Below are 18153 nucleotides of genomic sequence, written 5' to 3' on the forward strand. Positions count from 1 at the left end.
GTCCACCGCCGCGTCCAGGGACATCGGCCGGGTGCGCCGGTGGGCCCGACGACCCAGGCCTGCCGCGTCGGAACGGACCCCTGGCCCCACCGCCGACGGTGCGCCGCCGGTCAGACTTGCGTCGCTGCGACGCACCGACGTCGCGGATCGACCTGGAGGTGCGCGGTGACGGTGGTCCGGCTCGCGGTCATGGCCGCGGCGTACGCGGCCGGTGCGGCGGCGGTGTCCTTGGCGGCGGGGGTGATCGCGCTGTCGGGCCTCCCGACGGTGCCGGCCCTGGTGCTCAAGGCGCTGCTGGTCGCTCTCGTGCTGGTCGTCGTCACGTGGCGCGGGCTGCAGGGCGTCGACGTGACGCCGCGGGCCGCCGTCGCTGTCGCCGTCGCGGCGCTCGTCGGCTTCCTGGCCGACCCGTTCACGTGGGCGGCGCGCACGTTCGTCGGGCAGCTGGTGCTGCCGGCGGGCGTCGGGACGCTCCTGGTGGACCTGGTGGGGTGGCTGGTGGTCGTGCTGGGGACGGTGGCGACCGTGCGCGCACGGTCGCACGAGCGAGTGACGGGGTACGGGCGATGAGGCGGTGGCGGACGGCGCGCGAGCGCGCCCTGCAGGGTGACGCGGGCATCGGCACGCTGGAGTACATCGGCATCATCACGATCGCCGCGGTGCTCATCACCGCGGTGGTCCTGTCGCTGACGTCGATGCGGCCCGCCGACCAGGCGTCGGCGGCGCTCTGCCGCATCATGGAGGCCTTCGGGCAGGGTGGCGGCTGCGACCCCACCCCCGGCCGCGACGCCGAGGACTACGTCCCGCCGGAGGAGTGCGTCGTGTCCTCGCACGGCCAGGAGGACAACGCGTCCGTGACGGTCGTCGTCACGGTCGAGGGCGGTGAGCAGTGGGTCATCGAGCAGCTCGGTGACGGGACGTACCGGCTGACGCGCGCCCGGGAGGGCGGCCTCGGGATCGGCGTCGGCGTCGGGTTCGACGTGAGCGTGACGAACGACGGGCAGTCCTACGGCCTGGGCGCGACCGCCGACGCGAGCGCGGCCCTGGTCGTCGGCGGCGGCGAGTCGTACATCGTGCACTCGGCGGACGAGGCCCGGCGCGTGCTGGACCACAAGCGCAACGACGAGACCAAGGACCTGTGGTTCGGGGACGACAACCCCCTGCGCGACGGCGTCGACTGGCTCAACGAGGAGCTCGGCGGCAGCAACGAGTACGAGCAGCTCGACCCGGACGAGTGGTTCGTCGAGGGCGGTGTCGAGGGTGAGGCGTCCGCGGGCGCCAACGCGATCATCGGCTCGGCGGGCGCCGAGGCGTTCCTCGAGGCCTACGTCGGCCGCACGCACCGCAAGGACGGCACGTCGACCGACTACCTGCGTGCCGACATGGGCATCGGCGGCGGGCTGCAGGGCCACGGCGTGACCGCGTCCGGCTACGACATCTACCAGCAGTTCACGCTCGACGGCTCGATGGCCGCCGTCATGGAGGTCGACCGCGACGAGGACGGGAACCCCGTGGCGTTGCGGATCCGCAGCGTCACGATGTGGAACCCGGTCGGTGACAACAGCTACTCCGGTCCGGGAGGCATCGACGGCGACCCGAGCTACACCGAGCGGGTCGTGGAGATCCCGCTGGAGACGACCGCCGACCGCCGCCTGGCGACCCGCGTCATGCACGCCGCCGGCCTGCCGTACTACCCGGGCATCACCGACTCCGTCGACCTGCCGCAGACCCTGCTCGACAGGTTCGACCCCGTCGCGCTCGGCCGGGAGCTGGGTGAGGCGGCGGCCGACCGCGGGTACATCTACGAGCAGACGTACACGCAGTGGGAGAACGAGGACGGCGTCAACGCCCAGGGCAAGGTCGGCCTCGAGCTCGGCCTGGCCATCGAGAGCATCGAGAGCGGGCGTTCCACGACGGGCTACCGGTACTTCGACGGCACCGGCATGGTCGATCGCGCCGAGTGCGTGGTGTGATGCTCGTCGGTCACGGCGCCGGCTCGACCCGGCCCCACCATCCCCTGGAGGTCCTTGTGAAGTCCCCCCGCGTGCTCGCGCTCGCGATCCTGCCGCTCGTCCTCGCCGCGTGCGGGACGTCCGAGGCGAGCACGGGCGCACCGCTCGTCCCCGCCGACCCCCCGGCGGGGTGGGAGTCGCACGCGATGGGTCCCGTGACCCTCGCGGCCCCGGCGGACTGGGAGGAGTTCGAGACCCAGCCCGGCGACCGGGCGGACGAGGCGTTCGCGCTGCGCGCCGCCGGCGAGGGTCCCGGCACCGGGGTCCACACGTCGGTCACGTCGCAGCGGACGCGTGACGCGGCGGCTGCGATCGAGAACCTGGGCTCGGTCGGCGACGCGAGCGTCGGCGCCGAGGACGTCGAGCAGGCCGAGCTGACGTGGCCGGGCGCGGAGGCGGCCGGGTGGATCGGCTACCGGGCGACGGTCACGGTCGGCAGCGAGGACGTCGAGATGCGCTACGAGTACCTCGTGGTCGACCTCGAGGACGACGCGCAGGCGATCGTCGCGGTCGTCGCGCCGGCGGACACGTTCGACGAGTCGGGCGCGCACGACGTGCTCGCGTCCGTGACGGTCGGCTGACGGTGGCTGTCTTCACGCGCGGCAACCTGCGGCGCACGGCTCGTCTGTGGTCCTGGGTCGCGCTGCTCGGCGGGCCGTTCGTGCTCGTCATGGGCGTGCTGCTGGTCACCGGCACCGGACCGGGCGCCCAGCGGCCGGTGGAGATGTGGCGCACCGGGGCCGCGGGCTCCGCGGTGGAGCTGCTGCCGTCGGGACGCGACACCGCGGTCTGGGGCCGGCCGTCGGCGGAGGGGGTCACGTGCACCACCGCCCGGTCCTCCGGGCAGGAGGTCGCGACGCTGCCCGTCGGCAGCACCGAGGGACGGCCCGCGACCGTCCGGGACGCCGGGGGGACGGGGGAGTGGACGCTGCTCGCGCTGACAGGGGGGACGGCGGCCGCCGCCGACGTCACCTGCAGCGGCGGTGACCTCGCCGAGGTCGCGGTGTCGGCGGACCCGGGCGGACCGCGCAGCAGCTCCGGCTTCGGCGGGGTGCTCGTCCTCCTGGGGCCGGTGCTCGTCCTGCTCGGCTGGGTGACGCGGCGCGCGCTGCGCGCGGGGGACGGCGCCCGCGCGTGACGTCCGCCCGTGGCGGTCGTCACGACGGGTGCCGACGGCCCGGGACGCGTGCCGCCGCCGACTAGGCTGACCTCGTGACGCAGACGCCCGAGCCCGCCACGACCCCCTCGCCCACGAGCCTCTCGCCCACGACGCACCGGCCGGTCCTCGTGGTCGACTTCGGCGCCCAGTACGCGCAGCTGATCGCGCGGCGCGTGCGCGAGGCGAACGTGTACTCCGAGATCGTGCCGCACACGGCGACGGTCGAGCAGATGCTCGCCAAGGACCCGGCGGCCATCATCCTGTCCGGCGGCCCGTCGTCGGTCTACGCGACGGGGGCGCCGTTCGTCGGCCCCGAGCTGTTCGAGGCCGGCGTCCCGGTCCTGGGCATCTGCTACGGCTTCCAGGCGATGGCCCAGGCGCTGGGCGGCACGGTCGCGCAGACGGGGCAGCGCGAGTACGGCGGCACAGCGGTGGAGATCACCGAGCCGGGCACCGTGCTGGACGGCAGCCCCGAGCAGCAGACCGTGTGGATGAGCCACGGCGACGCCGTGCACGCCGCGCCGGAGGGCTTCGAGGTGCTCGCGACGAGCGCCGGCAGCCCCGTCGCGGCGTTCGAGGACCGCGAGCGGCGCCTGTACGGCGTGCAGTGGCACCCCGAGGTGAAGCACTCGCCGCTCGGGCAGAAGGCGCTGGAGAACTTCCTGTACCGCGGTGCCGGGATCACCCCCGACTGGAACCCGGGCAACGTGGTGGCCGAGCAGGTCGAGCGCATCCGCGCCCAGGTGGGCGACGCCCGGGTCATCTGCGGGCTGTCCGGCGGGGTGGACTCGTCCGTCGCGGCCGCGCTCGTGCAGCGCGCCGTGGGGGACCAGCTCACGTGCGTGTTCGTCGACCACGGGCTGCTGCGCGAGGGCGAGGCCGAGCAGGTCGAGAAGGACTTCGTCGACGCCACGGGCGTGCAGCTCAAGGTCGTCGACGCGCGCGAGCGCTTCGTCACCGCCCTCGCGGGGCACACCGACCCCGAGACCAAGCGCAAGATCATCGGCCGCGAGTTCATCCGCGTCTTCGAGGACGCGGCGCGCGAGGTCGTCGAGGACGCCGGCGCGCACGGCGAGACCGTGAAGTTCCTCGTGCAGGGCACGCTCTACCCGGACGTCGTGGAGTCCGGCGGCGGCGAGGGCGCGGCCAACATCAAGTCGCACCACAACGTCGGAGGGCTCCCGGACGACCTGCAGTTCGAGCTCGTCGAGCCGCTGCGCACGCTGTTCAAGGACGAGGTGCGCGCGGTGGGCCTGGAGCTCGGCGTGCCCGAGGGCATCGTGTGGCGCCAGCCGTTCCCCGGCCCCGGCCTGGGCATCCGGATCGTCGGCGAGGTCACCGCGGAGCGCCTGACGACGCTGCGCGCGGCCGACGCCATCGCGCGCGAGGAGCTGACGCGTGCCGGGCTGGACCGCGAGATCTGGCAGTGCCCGGTGGTGCTGCTGGCCGACGTGCGGTCCGTCGGCGTGCAGGGCGACGGTCGCACCTACGGGCACCCGGTCGTGCTGCGCCCCGTGTCGTCCGAGGACGCGATGACGGCCGACTGGACCCGCCTGCCGTACGACGTGCTGGCCACCATCTCCACGCGCATCACCAACGAGGTCCCCGAGGTCAACCGCGTCGTGCTCGACGTGACGAGCAAGCCGCCGGGCACGATCGAGTGGGAGTGAGCGGGCCGGCCGCGGACGCGGCCGCCGGCTACCCGACGGACGACGAGAGGACGAGCGTGAGCACCGGACCGACGAGCACACCGACGACCAGCCCGGGGGTGCCCGACGCCGCCGCGTGGGCGCGCAGGGCCCGCGGCTCCCTGACCCGCTACCGGGTCATGGCGTGGATCACCGGGTCGATGCTGCTGCTGCTGTGCGTCGAGATGCTGCTCAAGTACGTGTTCCAGGCCGGGGGCGTCGACGCCGAGGGCGACGCGCTGCCGGTGCTGGGCTCGTGGATCGCGTTCGCCCACGGCTGGATCTACGTGGTCTACCTCGTCACGGTGTTCGACCTGTGGTCGACGCTGCGGTGGCGGCTCGGGCGCCTGGTGTCGCTGGCCGCGGCGGGGGTCGTGCCGGTCATGTCGTTCGTCCTCGAGCGTCGCGTGCACGCCGACGCGCAGGCGCGCATCGACGCGTCCGCGCCCCAGGGCTGACGGCACGGCGTGCGGGTCGTCCACGTCTCCGACTGCTTCGCGCCCCGCACCGGGGGGATCGAGACGCAGGTCGGGGACCTCGCCCGGCACCAGGTCCGCTCGGGTGACGAGGTGCACGTCCTCACGGCGACGCTCGGCCCCGGCGGGGAGCGCGGCGGTGTGGTGGACGTCGAGGACGGGGTCCACGTGCACCGGCTGGGCGCGCGCCTGCCCTTCGACCTGCCGGTCAACCCGCTGGCGGGCCCCGGCCTGATCCGCTCGGCGCTGCGCGAGGTGCGGCCCGACGCGGTGCACGTCCACGCGGGCGTCCTGTCCCCGTTCGCGTTCGACGGGGTGCGGGTGGCCACCGGCCTGGGGCTGCCCACGGCGATCACGTGGCACTGCATGCTCGACGGCGTCGCAGGGGTCGCCGGTCCGGTCGTGCGGCGCACCCGGTGGGCGCGGCTGCCCGCCGCGCTGAGCGCCGTGAGCGGGGCGGCGGCGCAGCGGGTCCGGACGATGCTCGGTTCCCGCGTCGACGTCGTGCCCAACGGCATCGACACCGCGCTGTGGGCGCCGGCCGGCCCCGCCGTCCTCGACCCCGGGGCTCCGGTGCGCCTCGTGGCCACGATGCGGCTCGCACCGCGCAAGCGCGCGGTGCCGCTCGTCGACGTCGTGGCCGGGGCCGCGCGACGGCTGCCGGCCGGTGCGGTCCGTCTGACGCTGATCGGCGACGGCCCGGCCCGCGACGCCGTGCGGGCGCGGGTGTCCGCCGCAGGGCTGGGCGACGTCGTCGACCTGCGGGGCCGCCTGGACCGGCCCGAGGTCCGCGCGACCTACGCCGACGCCGACGTCTTCCTCGCACCGGCGCGCCTGGAGGCCTTCGGCATCGCGGCGCTGGAGGCCCGCACCGCCGGGCTCGTGGTCCTGGCGCACGCCGGCACCGGGGTGGGGGAGTTCGTCACCGACGGGGTGGACGGGTTCCTCGTCGCGGACGACGAGGCGATGACCGACGCGGTCGTGCGGCTGGTGCAGGACCGCGACCTGCTGGCCGCGATGCGGCAGCGCGCCGCTGCCGAGCCGCCGCCGTTCGACTGGGACCACGTGCTGGCCGCCGCGCGCGCGCAGTACGCACGGGCTGCCCGGCTCGTCTGACCCCCCGGGATCCGTCGCGGCGTGCACGTCGCGACGTCGCAGGTCACACCGTCGCCCCGGGCCTTTGGTCCGGGTAGCCTGATCCGTTCACTCGTACGGGTGAGTACCCTAGTGCGCGGGCGGGACCAGAGTCCCACCGAGCGGGGCTCACCTGGGACGACGCTGTTCCTGTGAGCAGATGGCTCACCGGGCCGGACATCCGGTCCCGTGGGGGAACAGAGACGATCGGGGAGATCGAGATGTCCAACGCAGCAGCAGTCCAGTCGAAGCCCGCCCACATCAAGCTTCTGGCGATCATCGTCATCGTCTTCGGCGCCGTCTTCGCCGTCGCCGGCACCGGCACCTGGATCGCGGTGTCCACCAACCTGCGCGCCGAGCAGATCACCGTCTCCGAGGACGCCGCGGCGTTCGGCGGCGAGACCGTCGACACGCCGTGGGAGGCCTGGGCCCAGGCCGACATCATCAACAAGCACGCGCTCGCCGGCTCGGGCGGCAAGACCTACGCCGAGCTCGACAAGGAGGACCCGGCCCGTGCGTCCGTCATGAACGGCTCCTTCCTGCGGGCCTCGCTGTTCACCTCGGTCGTGGCCTTCGGCGTCGGCCTCCTGGTCTTCGGCCTGGGCGTCGTCTTCATCATCACCGGTGAGGCCCTGCGCCGCATCGCCGTCCGTGTCGAGGCGCCCGCCGTCGCGACGCCGGCCGTCGAGCGGGTCTGATCGACCCGCTTCCTCCACGGGTCGCGCACCGCGCGGTCCGGCGAGCGGACCGCACGGCAGACGCGAAGGGCCGGTACCCCTCAGGGGTACCGGCCCTTCGCGCGTCCCGGGACACCGCCCCCTCCAGGCCGGGCCCCGGGACGGTGCTACGGCGTGCGGCCGCGGCGCAGGCCCTGGATCACGGGTCCCACGATCAGTCCCACCCCCGCGGCGATGAGCAGCACGATCACGGCGAGCTGGACGTCGATCGTGTAGCCGGCGGCGACCAGCAGGACGCCGGCGCCGACCAGCACCACGATGAGCCCCCACACCACGCCGCCCACCCGGACCGGGGGACGGTGCCCCCGCTCCGGGTCCGGCGTCGTGCCCGGCCGGGTGGTGCCCTGTCCGTGGGTGCCCTGTCCGTTGGTGCCCTGTCCGTTGGTGCCCTGTCCCGTGGCGTCGTCGGCGGTCACGTCGTCGCTCATCATGCGTTCCCCTCGTCGATGATGCGGATCTGCCCGACCCCTCCGTCGATGTCGAGCACCAGGTCCGGCGAGCCCGCGGCCGCGTCGTCGTCCTCGTACAGGAGGTCGCCGAGCCCGACGCCGCTCTGCTCGTGCATGTCGTCGTCCATCTCCCAGCGCACCGACCCGATGGCGTGGTCGACGTGGGCCCGCACGGCGGCGTCCCGGGGCACGATCACGGTCAGCTGCCCGGTGCCCACGTTGATCGGCACCCGCAGCACCTCGTCGGGGTCGATCGGGACGGCCGTGAGGTCGATGCGGGAGCGTCCGGCGTTCAGCTCGAACCCGTTCGCCGCGACCGCCCGGCTGGTCACCGTGACGTCGCGTCCCCGGTTCTCCCAGCCGCGGGCGACGTCGGCCCAGTCGGACTGCTGCGCCAGGGCCGCAGGGACCGCCACCAGCAGGCCGACGACGGCGAGGAAGCCGATGAAGCCGCTGCTGCGGCCGCGCGCCGCCAGCGAGACGATGCCCAGCCCGGCGAGCACCAGGGCGATGCCCCCGGCGGTGAGCCAGACGGGCCCGTCGAAGGCGCCGATCCGCTCGGCCAGCAGCAGGACCCCCAGGCCGACCACGCTCAGGCCGACGACCGCGCCGACCGTCGCACCGTCCGCACCGCGCTGGGGGGGACGCGGGGCGACCGGCGGACTGCCCGCGAACGGGGGGCCCGGCGGGCGGTGGCCCGCGACGGCGTACGGGGGGACGGGTGCGCACTGCGCGGGCGCGCCGTCCTGCGGGGAGCTCGTCGGCAGGGGTGCCGTCGAGGTCTGCGCCCACGCGGCCGCGGCCGGTGTGCCCGCTGCCGCTGTGCCGGTGGGTGTGCCGTAGGGCGTGCCGTAGGGCGCGGCGCCCGGCGGGGTGGACGGGGGTCCCGCGGACGGGACGGGCCAGCCCTGCCGCCCGTCGCCGTGCTGCCAGGGTGCCGTGCCGCGCTGGTGGCGCTGCACCGCCGTGACCACGAGGACGGTCAGACCGACGACGCACGCGAGCCACACGGCACCGCCGAGCGGGCTGCCGCCGTCCCAGAACCACCACCAGCCGTCGCCGCGGGCGAAGCCGACGACGACGAACGCGAGGGCCCCGAGCAGGGCGCCGTCCGCGTCGCCGGCGCCCATCCGCTCCAGCAGGATGCGGTCGTCGCGGTCGTCCGGGAGCAGCGCCCAGGCCACCCCGTACAGGACCAGGCCCAGGCCGCCGACGAGGAACGTGACCGCGAACAGGCCGCGCACCACCAGCGGGTCGACGCCGACCCGCTCGGCCAGTCCGCCGGCGACGCCGCCGAGCCAGCGCTCGTCGGAACGGCGCAGGCCCGTGCGGCGGACCCCGGCCCAGAAGCCCTGGTGCGCGGGCGGGTGTGTCGGTCCGTGGTGCGGTCCGGTACCTGGTCCGGGCGCCGGGCCCGGCGTGCCGGCGTCGCCGCCGGCGGGAGTCTGCGTGTCCATGGCACCGAGCCTGCCGCGGCGTCCCGTGCCGCCGCATCGGGGACCGTCCCTGACCCGACCCTGGCCCGGACCCCGGATTCGTCGCGGCCACCCCTGATCCTGCGCGCGGATGGGTCCGTGAGGTGCGCGGACGTGTGACGATCGGGGCGTGACCCCTCCACCCGGCGCCCCGCCGCAGACCGCCGCGCCCGCGCGCGTCCGCCTGCCCCTGCGCCGCCCGGAGCAGGGCCGGTGGTTCGCCGGCGTCGCGACCGGGCTGGCCGCGCACCTCGACGTGCCCGTCGCGCTGGTGCGCATCACCCTCGTCGCGCTCGTCCCGGCGGCCGGTGCCGGCCTGGCGGCCTACGTCTTCTGGTGGATCACGGTGCCCGAGGGTGACCCGGCCGCGGTGGCCGCCGCGGCGCGTCCGAGCGCGCTGCAGCGCCTGGCGCGACGGCAGCCCCTGCGCTCCGACGGCCGTCGTGTGCCGTGGGCGGAGCTCGCGCTCGGCGCGCTGCTGGTCCTCGCCGCCGCCGTGATGGTGGCGATGCGGCTCGGCGCCGACATCGACGCGGCGTGGGCCCTGCCCGTGCTCGTCGTGCTGGTCGGCGTCGCGCTCGCCTGGAGCCAGCTCGACGCCGTGCAGCGGGAGCGCCCGGACGGGCGTCGGATCAGCGTGCTGCGGCTGATCGGCGGCGGGCTGCTCGCGGCAGCCGGGGTCCTGCTCGTCGCGGGGCAGGCCGTGGGGCAGGGCGTCGAGCCGGTGCTGCTGCTGCAGTCCGGCGTGGCCGCGCTCGCGGTGCTGCTGGGTGTGGGGCTGGTCATGGCGCCCTGGTGGGTGCGGCTGGTGCGCGAGCTGGGCGACGAGCGGGCCGCGCGGGCACGTGAGGCGGAGCGGGCCGACATCGCCGCGCACCTGCACGACTCGGTGCTGCAGACCCTCGCGCTCATCCGCGCGCGGGCGGACGAGCCGGCGGAGGTGGCCCGCATGGCCCGTGCGCAGGAGCGCGAGCTGCGCGAGTGGCTGTACGACGACCGTCACGAGCCCGGGACGTCGCTGGTCGGGGCGCTGCGTGCCGTCGTGGCCGAGGTCGAGGACTCGCGGTCCGGCCCGAGCGGGGAGCCCGTGGCGGTCGACGTGGTCGTCGTGGGGGACCGCGTGCCGGACCCGGACACCCTGGCGCTGCTGCAGGCCACGCGCGAGGCGCTGGTGAACGCGGTGGTGCACGGGCGGCCGCCCGTCTCGCTGTACCTCGAGGTCGGGCCGGACGCGGTCGAGGTGTTCGTGCGCGACCGCGGCGACGGCTTCGACCCGGAGGACGTCGGGGCCGACAGGTTCGGCGTCCGGGAGTCGATCATGGGGCGGGTGCGGCGCCGCGGCGGCACCGCACGCGTGACCAGCAGCCCGGCACGGGGCACCGAGGTGCACCTGTGCATGCCCGTGGGTGGCGGCGGGTCCAGCAGGGGCGAGGACGAGGAGGACGAGGCGTGAGCGAACCGGTCGACGTGGTGCTGGTCGACGACCACCACATGTTCCGTGCGGGCGTGAAGGCGTCGCTCGACGCCCGGGTGCACGTGGTGGGCGAGGCGGCCGACGTGGACTCCGCCGTGCAGGTGGTGCACGACCTGCGCCCGCCCGTGGTGCTGCTCGACGTCCACCTGCCGGGCGGCGACGGGGGTGGCGGTGCGGAGGTCGTGCGGCGGTGCGTCGACGTGCCGGGCACGCGCTTCCTCGCGCTGTCCGTGTCGGACGCGGCGGAGGACGTCGTCGCGGTCATCCGCGTGGGCGCGCGCGGCTACGTCACCAAGAACATCGACCCGCAGGCGCTGTCCGACGCGGTCGTGCGGGTGGCCGGCGGGGACGCGGTGTTCTCCCCGCGCCTGGCCGGGTTCGTGCTCGACGCCTTCGGTGCGGCGGCGGGTGACATCGCCACGGGTGACGACGAGCTCGACCGGCTCTCGGCGCGCGAGCGCGAGGTCATGCGGCTCATCGCCCGCGGGTACACGTACCGCGAGGTCGCCGGCGAGCTGTTCATCTCGGTCAAGACGGTGGAGACGCACGTCTCGGCGGTGCTGCGCAAGCTGCAGCTGTCGAACCGCAACGAGCTGACCCGGTGGGCGGCGGCGCGCCGGCTGCTCTGAGTCGCGCGCCGCCCGCCTCCCGAGGTGGACCTCAGGCGCGCCCGGCGTCGAGCCGTGCGACGACGGACGCCACGATCGCGGCCCACTCGTCGTCGGGCAGCGCCGGCAGGTGGAGCGTCCACAGCGGCATGACGAGACCGCGCAGCTGGAGCATGCCCTCGGGGCGTGCGGAGAAGAACACGTGCAGGTGCCCGTTGCCGTCACCCCAGCGCTGCACGTGCACCCGCCCGACGCCCGGCACGGCGGCCAGCGCGCGCTCCACGCGGACGATCATCCGACCGAGATCGGCGGCGGCCTCGTCGTCGAGGTCGCCCAGGTCGCCGTGCGCGCGTCGGTCGAGGATCACCGACGGGACGCTGACCGTGTCGGGTGCGCTGAGCCGCCACGCGTCGTCCGTCCAGGCGAAGCGCTCGTCGGGGCGGGCGCAGCGCGAGCAGGTCTGCGCGTCCTCGTCGTGCCGCGGCGGCTCGGGGACCACCGGGTCGTCGAGCTCGCGCAGCCACACGCCGTCCGCCTCGAACGGGAAGGTGTCCCAGGTGACGACGTCGCCGACGGGCAGGCGGCCGTCGGGACCCGCGGCGGCGCGTGCGCGGGCGACCAGGGCCGGGACGTCGAGCGCCGCGGCCGGGTGGCGTTGCAGGTCGGTCATCCGGGTTCCTCCGCGCGCGTCGGTGTGCGTGTGCGCGTGAGGCTACCGGCCGGGACGGACGCGCAGGGCGGACCCGTCCCGGGAGGTGATCTGACACGACGTCAGATCGCCTACCATGGGGCCATGGACACGGTGTACGGGATTCTTGTGGTGCTCCACCTGCTCGGGTGGGCGATGGTGTTCGGCGGCGTGCTCGCGGGGATGAAGGGCGTGACCCTGAACCCGGGCGCCTTCCACGGGGTGCTCACCGCGCTGGTCACCGGCATCCTGCTGGTCGGGCTCGCGTCGTCGGGCGTCGCGGGCCACGAGCCCGACAACGCGAAGATCGCGGTCAAGCTCGTCGTCGCGCTCGCGGTGACGGCGATGATCGTCGTCGGTCGCCGCCGCCCCGAGCTCGTCACGCGCGGGTACCTCGGGGGGATCGTGGGCCTGACGGCCCTCAACGTCGCGATCGCCGTCCTCTGGCGCTGACGCGCCCCACGTCGCGGGGCGGGGATGTCGGCGGTGGCGCCTAGGCTGGGAGGTGCCATGACGTCGTTGTTCGAGAGCCTCGCCCTGCCCGTCCCCGGAGCCCCGGCCGCGCGCGCCGCCGTCGCGCGCTCGCACGCCGGTGAGTCGTCCGGTCTGCCGCTGGTCGTCCCCCCGCGGGACGACGAGCGGGACCCCGCCGCCGAGGACGACCGGGCCCGCCTGAACGCCGCGGCGCGGCACGACGCCGCCGTCGACGAGCAGCGCGCCGCCGCGCTGCTCGACGGCCTCAACCCGCAGCAGCGCGCCGCCGTGCTGCACGCGGGTGGCCCGCTGCTCATCGTCGCCGGCGCCGGCTCGGGCAAGACGCGCGTGCTCACGCACCGCATCGCGCACCTGCTCGCGACCCACCGGGCGCGGGCGGGGGAGATCCTCGCGATCACCTTCACCAACAAGGCCGCGGCCGAGATGCGCGAGCGCGTCGAGCACCTGGTCGGGCCGTCCGCGCAGCGCATGTGGGTCTCGACGTTCCACTCGGCGTGCGTGCGGATCCTGCGTCGCGAGGCCGCGACGCTGGGGCTGCGTACGAGCTTCTCGATCTACGACCAGGCCGACTCCCAGCGCCTGCTCACGCTCGTGGCACGTGAGCTGGAGCTCGACCCGAAGAGGTACCCGGCGAAGGCGCTGGGCCACAAGATCTCCGCGCTCAAGGACGAGCTGGTCGACCCCGACGCGTTCGCCGCGAGCAACGGCGGTGGCCGCGCGGACGAGTTCGACACCGTCCTCGCGCAGGTCTACACGCGGTACCAGCAGCGGCTGCAGCAGGCCAACGCCCTGGACTTCGACGACCTCATCATGCGCACCGTGCACCTGCTGCAGGCGTTCCCGCAGGTGGCCGAGCACTACCGGCGCCGGTTCCGGCACATCCTGGTCGACGAGTACCAGGACACCAACCACGCGCAGTACGTCCTGGTGCGCGAGCTCGCGGGCGTGGGCGCGCCGGCCGAGGGCGGCGTCGAGCGCGGCGAGCTGACGGTCGTCGGCGACGCGGACCAGTCGATCTACGCGTTCCGCGGCGCCTCGATCCGCAACATCATGGAGTTCGAGGAGGACTACCCGGACGCCACGACGATCCTGCTCGAGCAGAACTACCGCTCGACGCAGACGATCCTGTCGGCCGCCAACGCGGTCATCAGCAAGAACTCCGGCCGGCAGGCCAAGCGCCTGTGGACCGACTCGGGCGCCGGGCCGCAGATCGTCGCGTACGTCGCGGACACTGAGCACGAGGAGGCGCGGTTCGTCGCCGAGGAGATCGACCGCTTGGGCGACACCGAGGGTGTGCGCCCCGGCGACGTGGCGATCTTCTACCGGGCGAACGCGCAGTCGCGTGCCCTCGAGGAGGTGCTGGTCCGCGTCGGCCTGCCGTACAAGGTCGTCGGCGGCACGCGCTTCTACGAGCGCAAGGAGATCAAGGACGCGATCGCCTACCTGCGCGCCGTGGCCAACCCCGACGACGACGTCAGCACCCGCCGCATCCTCAACGAGCCCAAGCGTGGGCTGGGGGAGCGCTCGGAGGCGATGGTCGCGGCGTTCGCCGAGCGGGAGCGCATCTCGTTCGGTGCTGCGCTGGCACGACTCGACGAGGTGCCGGGCCTGGGCACCCGCGCCCTGACCGGGCTGCGCGCGTTCGCCGCGATGCTCGACGAGCTGCGCGACCTCGCCGCGTCCGGCGCCGGCCCCGCGCAGGTGCTGGGGGCCGCGCTCGACCGCAGCGGCTACCTGACGACCCTGCGCGGCAGCGATGACCCGCAGGACGGCTCGCGCGTCGACAACCTCGCGGAGCTGCACGCCGTGGCCGCGGAGTTCGAGGAGTCCGACCCCGAGGGCGACCTCACGGACTTCCTCGAGCGCGTGTCCCTCGTGGCGGACTCCGACCAGATCCCCGTGCCGGACGGCGTCGACGACGAGGCCACCGCCGCAGCCGCGCGCGACGCCGGCGTGGTGACGCTCATGACGCTGCACACCGCCAAGGGCCTCGAGTTCCCCGTCGTCTTCCTCACCGGCATGGAGGACGGCACGTTCCCGCACATGCGGTCGCTGGCCGACCCGGACCAGCTCGCGGAGGAGCGGCGCCTGGCGTACGTCGGGCTGACGCGTGCCCGGCAGCGGCTGTACGTGTCGCGCGCCGCGGTGCGCACCGCGTGGGGCGTGCCCAACGAGTTCCCGCCCAGCCGGTTCCTCGACGACATCCCCGAGGACCTCGTCGACTGGCGGCGCCGGGAGTCCTCGACGTCGCGGCTGCGCGGCGGGTGGGGCTCGGGCTTCGGCTCCGGCGGCGGGTCGCGCGGCGCGTCCTCGTGGGGTGAGCGCGGCTCGTCGGGGTCGAGCAGCGGCCCGGTGCGCAGCGAGAAGCGCGAGCCGCTGCCCCGCACGGGTGCGTCGTTCGGCTCGGCGACGCCGCGGGCCTCCGTCCCGGACCTCGCCGTCGGCGACAAGGTCACGCACGACTCCTACGGGCTGGGCACGGTGGTCGCGCTCGAGGGCGCCGGGCAGAACGCCGTCGCGAAGATCGACTTCGGCTCGAACGGCGAGAAGCGGCTGCTGCTGCGGTACTCCCCGGTCACCAAGCTCTGACGGGTGGCCCGTGCCCGTCCCGGGCGGGCAGGTGCGCGCCGTCCGCTACCGTGTCCCGCCGGGACGCCGAGGACGGGAGCACGCGCGTGAGCAGGACCAGGACCGCTCTGGCGGTGGCCGTCGGTGCGGTGGTGGCACTGACCGCCTGCACCGGGGGAGGCGCCGTGCCGGTGCCGGCGGGGACCCCGAGCGCGACCGCCACCGCGGCTGCACCGGTCGAGCCGGTCGAGCCGGTCGTCGTCGAGACCGTGCTGGACGGTGAGACCGTCGACCTCCAGGTCGGGCCGCTGGCCGTGCACGACGACGCGGCGGTGCTCAGGCTCGCGGCGAGCGCGACGTACCCGACGCTGATGTCCGCGTTCTCCTTCGTGTTCGAGAGCATCGGCAGCCCGGGCCCCAACGGGGTCCGGGTGGTCGACCTGGACGCCGGGACCGTGACGCGGGCGCTGCGCACCGACGACGACAGGGTCGTCATGACGCGCAACGGCACCCCGGGCGGGCCCGCGACCGACGCGGCCGACGAGGCCGCCGGCGACGACGTCGTGATCCTCTACGTCGCGTTCCCCGTGCCCGACGCGGCGACGGTCGACGTGCTGCTGCCCGCCGCCGGGTGGGTCCCCGGGGTCCCGGTCGTCAGCGCCGACCACGCCGGCGTGCTCACCGTCCCGCCGTCCGAGCTGGTCGAGGGGGCTCCGGTCCAGCAGGACGCGTTCACGCTCGAGGCGTACACCGAGGTGCTGGGCGGCCAGGTGCGGTCGCGGCAGAGCACCGAGCGCCTCGAGGTCGCGGTGTCGTCAGACGTGCTCTTCGCGTTCGACTCCGACCAGCTCGCCCCCGACGCCGACGGCGTCCTGCAGGCCGCGGCCGCGCAGGTCGCGGGGCACGACGGCGGCAGGCTCACGGTCGTCGGTCACACCGACGACCAGGGCGACGAGGCGTACAACCTCGACCTCTCGCAGCGCCGCGCGGCGACGGTCGCGGCGCGCGTGGCCGGGCTCGCGGACCTGGCCGCATTCGACGTCGCCGTCGAGGGGCGGGGGGAGACGCAGCCGGCCGTGGCGGGCAGCGGTGAGGCCGAGCGTGCCCTGAACCGGCGCGTGGAGCTGGTGCTCGAGACCTCGGGCGGGCCGGAGCCGGAGGAGGTCGTCGAGGCCGTCGGGTCGCTGCCGGACCCCCAGGGCCCGGTCGCCCCTGGTCCGACCGGCGTCTCCGTGGCCGGCGACGACGCCTTCGACGTGCGGCTCGAGCAGGTCCGCCGGGTCGGGCGCTACGTCGTCGGTGGTCTCGAGGTCACGAACACCGGCGCCGCCGACCTGTCCCTGGGCTCCCTCTCGGTCGGCGCGTGGGACTCGCGCGGGTCGTTCGACCCGCAGCTGCAGACCGCACCCACCAACGTCACGCTCGTCTCCGGTGGCACGCGCCTGTACCCCGTCGACTACCGCACCGACCCGCAGGACGACGAGCGCGAGCCGTTGTCCGACCGGATCGTCAACAGCATCGACCCCGGCGAGACGCGGCTGGTCACCGTGGTCTGGCCCGACCCCGGGACCGACACCGTCACGGTCGACGTCGCCCCCCGGTTCCACGGCAGCATCGCCGGCGTGCAGGTCGCCGGCCGTGCGCCCTTCCGGCTCACCGACGTGCCCGTCGTCGACGGCTGACCGCGGACCGGCTCCGCGTCGTGCCACCCGTGCAGGGCGGGCGTACGGGTCGAGGACGAACCGCTCGCGACCGGCGTGCCCGCGACGGAGGCGCTCAGCGGCGGGGCGGTGGGTCCCGGCGACCCGGTGGGTGTCGTCCCGGACCGCCGCTCCCGACGGTCGGGTCACGCCGCTACGGTGTGCTCGTGGTCACGGAGAGCGCGAACGGCGAGACGCGGGTGGGTGGCTTCGACACCGAGGGGCGGTGGTTCGTCGCCGGGCTGCTCGCGGCCGCGGGAGCGGCGCTCGGGCTGCTGCTGCCCCTGCTCGCGGGGTGGGCGGCGGGGCTGCCGTGGGTGCCGTTCCAGGGGCCGTTGCGCCTTCTCGCCTCGTTCGACGGGAGCTGGCTCGTCTGGGGACGTCCCCTGCTCGGCGCCGTCCTCGGGCTGCTGCTCGCCGCGTGGGTCGTCACCGGCACCGCCGTGCTGGTCCTCAGCGACGCGCAGGTCGAGGTCGTGCGCCGAGGTCAGGTCGAGCGGGTCATCCGGCGCGACCAGGTCGACGGCGTCCACCGGCGCGGGTCGAAGGTCGTGGTCGAGAGCGCGCAGGGCCGCGAGCTGTTCGCCGACGACGTCGAGGGGCCGAAGGACGCGGTGCGCGCGGCCTTCGTGCGGCACGGCTACCCGTGGGAGGGTGGCGACGTCTGAGGGCGTGCCCGCAGAGGGTCGCCCGTCCGTGACGGGCGCCGTCACCGTCAGGCCCCTCGTACCACCCGCGGTCGGCTCGGGTCGGTGTGGTCGAGCACCACGTGCGCGCGCTCGACCGGGCGGCACGCCGCCAGGTAGAGCAGCTGACCTTCGCGGTACCGCGCATTCGCGGGGTGCGCGGGGTCCGGCGGGCAGCCGTCGCGCGCCGCCATGCGCGCGTACGTCGCCTCGAACGGCGCGTCGAGCCACACCCGCAGGTCCCACGCGTCCACGAGCTCGCCGCGCTGCAGGAAGACGCCGTCGACCACGGCGACCGTCGTGTCGGTGACGTCGCGCCAGGGGGTCTCGAGGGCCGTGTCGGTGACGACGTCGCGCACCGCCGTCCGGACCCGCCGCAGGCCCGTGCGGCCTGGTGCCAGCGGGTCGAGCAGCATGCGCCGAAAGGCGTCGAGGTCGTACGAGTCGAGGAAGAACCCCTCGGGACTGGTGCGTCCGCGGCGGTAGCGCTCGTCGGCCGGCCGGTGGAACCCGTCGACGGACGCCCGCAGCACCTCGCGGCCGTCCGCGCGCAGCAGGTCCGCGAGGTCGTCGGCGAACGTCGTCTTGCCCACGCCGTCCACGCCGTCCACGCCCACCCGCACCGGGCGTCCGAGGCGGTGCGCGTCCGGCACGGCCGTCGCCACGCGGTGCAGCACCCGGCTGCGCTCGTCGGTCACGGGGCGGACGGTACCGGCCGGGCGCGATGGACGGGGCGGTCGCCCGCGCGGTCCGGGATCGGGCTCGCCGCGGACGGTCCGCTGAGAAGGTGAGCCCGGCCACAGT

General features: G+C 75.1%; 18 protein-coding genes. 14 read left to right on the plus strand and 4 right to left on the minus strand.

The annotated features are described in order from the left end of the window. The first annotated feature begins 165 nt into the window (after positions 1 to 165). From J1G43_RS07180 to J1G43_RS07215, 8 genes are all read left to right on the plus strand, one after another. Complete coding sequence (locus J1G43_RS07180; protein WP_207338969.1) at positions 166 to 570, plus strand: hypothetical protein; 405 nt, start codon at positions 166 to 168, stop codon at positions 568 to 570. Further along, the gene (locus J1G43_RS07185; protein ID WP_207338968.1) at positions 567 to 1973 is read left to right on the plus strand and encodes a hypothetical protein; all 1407 of its coding nucleotides are present in this window, start codon (positions 567 to 569) and stop codon (positions 1971 to 1973) included. Before J1G43_RS07180 ends, J1G43_RS07185 begins: the two co-directional genes overlap by 4 nt. 56 nt (positions 1974 to 2029) lie before the next feature. Then, entirely contained in the window at positions 2030 to 2593 is a 564-nt protein-coding gene (locus J1G43_RS07190) for a hypothetical protein (protein WP_207338967.1), read from the plus strand. Positions 2594 to 2595: 2 nt separating this feature from the next. Next, positions 2596 to 3150, plus strand: coding sequence for a hypothetical protein (locus J1G43_RS07195; RefSeq protein WP_207378209.1), 555 nt, complete (start codon positions 2596 to 2598; stop codon positions 3148 to 3150). Positions 3151 to 3224: 74 nt separating this feature from the next. Continuing rightward, positions 3225 to 4841: a glutamine-hydrolyzing GMP synthase gene (guaA, locus tag J1G43_RS07200; RefSeq protein ID WP_307859501.1), complete on the plus strand. Its 1617-nt coding sequence runs from the start codon at positions 3225 to 3227 to the stop codon at positions 4839 to 4841. A 56-nt stretch (positions 4842 to 4897) separates the two neighbouring features. After that, positions 4898 to 5317 carry a DUF3817 domain-containing protein gene (locus J1G43_RS07205; RefSeq protein WP_207338965.1) on the plus strand — a complete coding sequence of 140 codons (420 nt, stop codon included), beginning with the start codon at positions 4898 to 4900 and terminating at the stop codon, positions 5315 to 5317. Between the two features lie 9 nt (positions 5318 to 5326). Further along, on the plus strand, positions 5327 to 6451 hold the full coding sequence (locus J1G43_RS07210) for a glycosyltransferase family 4 protein (RefSeq protein ID WP_207370315.1): 1125 nt from the start codon (positions 5327 to 5329) through the stop codon (positions 6449 to 6451). Positions 6452 to 6621: 170 nt separating this feature from the next. Beyond that, positions 6622 to 7167, plus strand: a complete 546-nt coding sequence (locus tag J1G43_RS07215; protein ID WP_374191787.1) for an aromatic ring-opening dioxygenase LigA — start codon at positions 6622 to 6624, stop codon at positions 7165 to 7167. A gap of 146 nt (positions 7168 to 7313) precedes the next feature. On the opposite strand, the gene J1G43_RS07220 is transcribed toward J1G43_RS07215, so the two are convergent. Together J1G43_RS07220 and J1G43_RS07225 are read right to left on the minus strand one after the other, a co-directional pair. Further along, entirely contained in the window at positions 7314 to 7634 is a 321-nt protein-coding gene (locus J1G43_RS07220) for a hypothetical protein (protein ID WP_207378210.1), read from the minus strand. Beyond that, complete coding sequence (locus tag J1G43_RS07225; RefSeq protein ID WP_207378211.1) at positions 7634 to 9112, minus strand: PspC domain-containing protein; 1479 nt, start codon at positions 9110 to 9112, stop codon at positions 7634 to 7636. Before J1G43_RS07225 ends, J1G43_RS07220 begins: the two co-directional genes overlap by 1 nt. Before the next feature lie 148 nt (positions 9113 to 9260). Here J1G43_RS07225 and J1G43_RS07230 point away from each other — a divergent pair, with 148 nt between their 5' ends. Together J1G43_RS07230 and J1G43_RS07235 are read left to right on the plus strand one after the other, a co-directional pair. Then, positions 9261 to 10583 carry an ATP-binding protein gene (locus J1G43_RS07230; RefSeq protein ID WP_207338961.1) on the plus strand — a complete coding sequence of 441 codons (1323 nt, stop codon included), beginning with the start codon at positions 9261 to 9263 and terminating at the stop codon, positions 10581 to 10583. Positions 10584 to 10621: 38 nt separating this feature from the next. Beyond that, on the plus strand, positions 10622 to 11233 hold the full coding sequence (locus J1G43_RS07235; protein WP_242635501.1) for a response regulator transcription factor: 612 nt from the start codon (positions 10622 to 10624) through the stop codon (positions 11231 to 11233). A gap of 31 nt (positions 11234 to 11264) precedes the next feature. On the opposite strand, the gene J1G43_RS07240 is transcribed toward J1G43_RS07235, so the two are convergent. Further along, positions 11265 to 11882: a hypothetical protein gene (locus tag J1G43_RS07240; protein WP_207338959.1), complete on the minus strand. Its 618-nt coding sequence runs from the start codon at positions 11880 to 11882 to the stop codon at positions 11265 to 11267. A 123-nt stretch (positions 11883 to 12005) separates the two neighbouring features. Between J1G43_RS07240 and J1G43_RS07245 the strand changes: the two genes are divergently transcribed. From J1G43_RS07245 to J1G43_RS07260, 4 genes are all read left to right on the plus strand, one after another. Beyond that, a complete protein-coding gene (locus J1G43_RS07245; RefSeq protein WP_207338958.1) occupies positions 12006 to 12353 on the plus strand; it encodes a hypothetical protein in 348 nt (115 codons plus the stop codon). Between the two features lie 57 nt (positions 12354 to 12410). After that, positions 12411 to 14984: a DNA helicase PcrA gene (gene pcrA / locus J1G43_RS07250; RefSeq protein ID WP_207338957.1), complete on the plus strand. Its 2574-nt coding sequence runs from the start codon at positions 12411 to 12413 to the stop codon at positions 14982 to 14984. An 86-nt stretch (positions 14985 to 15070) separates the two neighbouring features. Next, a complete protein-coding gene (locus tag J1G43_RS07255; protein WP_207338956.1) occupies positions 15071 to 16645 on the plus strand; it encodes an OmpA family protein in 1575 nt (524 codons plus the stop codon). Positions 16646 to 16830: 185 nt separating this feature from the next. After that, the gene (locus J1G43_RS07260) at positions 16831 to 17331 is read left to right on the plus strand and encodes a hypothetical protein (protein ID WP_207338955.1); all 501 of its coding nucleotides are present in this window, start codon (positions 16831 to 16833) and stop codon (positions 17329 to 17331) included. A gap of 47 nt (positions 17332 to 17378) precedes the next feature. Here the strand turns inward: J1G43_RS07260 and J1G43_RS07265 are convergent, their stop codons facing one another. Beyond that, positions 17379 to 18047 (minus strand): uridine kinase, encoded by a 669-nt coding sequence (locus tag J1G43_RS07265; RefSeq protein WP_207378212.1) that lies wholly within the window; start codon positions 18045 to 18047, stop codon positions 17379 to 17381. Between the last annotated feature and the right edge of the window lie 106 nt (positions 18048 to 18153).

The sequence above is a fragment of the Cellulomonas sp. zg-ZUI22 genome (assembly GCF_017353535.1).
Taxonomy (GTDB): Bacteria; Actinomycetota; Actinomycetes; order Actinomycetales; family Cellulomonadaceae; genus Cellulomonas; species Cellulomonas wangleii.

What these genes read in the sequence shown, in the direction of transcription:
- J1G43_RS07185 (WP_207338968.1), top strand. Translation starts at nt 567, where the DNA reads ATGAGGCGGTGGCGGACGGCGCGCGAGCGCGCCCTGCAGGGTGACGCG.
- J1G43_RS07220 (WP_207378210.1), bottom strand. Translation starts at nt 7,634, where the DNA reads ATGAGCGACGACGTGACCGCCGACGACGCCACGGGACAGGGCACCAAC.
- J1G43_RS07225 (WP_207378211.1), bottom strand. Translation starts at nt 9,112, where the DNA reads ATGGACACGCAGACTCCCGCCGGCGGCGACGCCGGCACGCCGGGCCCG.
- J1G43_RS07235 (WP_242635501.1), top strand. Translation starts at nt 10,622, where the DNA reads ATGTTCCGTGCGGGCGTGAAGGCGTCGCTCGACGCCCGGGTGCACGTG.
- J1G43_RS07240 (WP_207338959.1), bottom strand. Translation starts at nt 11,882, where the DNA reads ATGACCGACCTGCAACGCCACCCGGCCGCGGCGCTCGACGTCCCGGCC.
- J1G43_RS07245 (WP_207338958.1), top strand. Translation starts at nt 12,006, where the DNA reads ATGGACACGGTGTACGGGATTCTTGTGGTGCTCCACCTGCTCGGGTGG.
- pcrA (WP_207338957.1), top strand. Translation starts at nt 12,411, where the DNA reads ATGACGTCGTTGTTCGAGAGCCTCGCCCTGCCCGTCCCCGGAGCCCCG.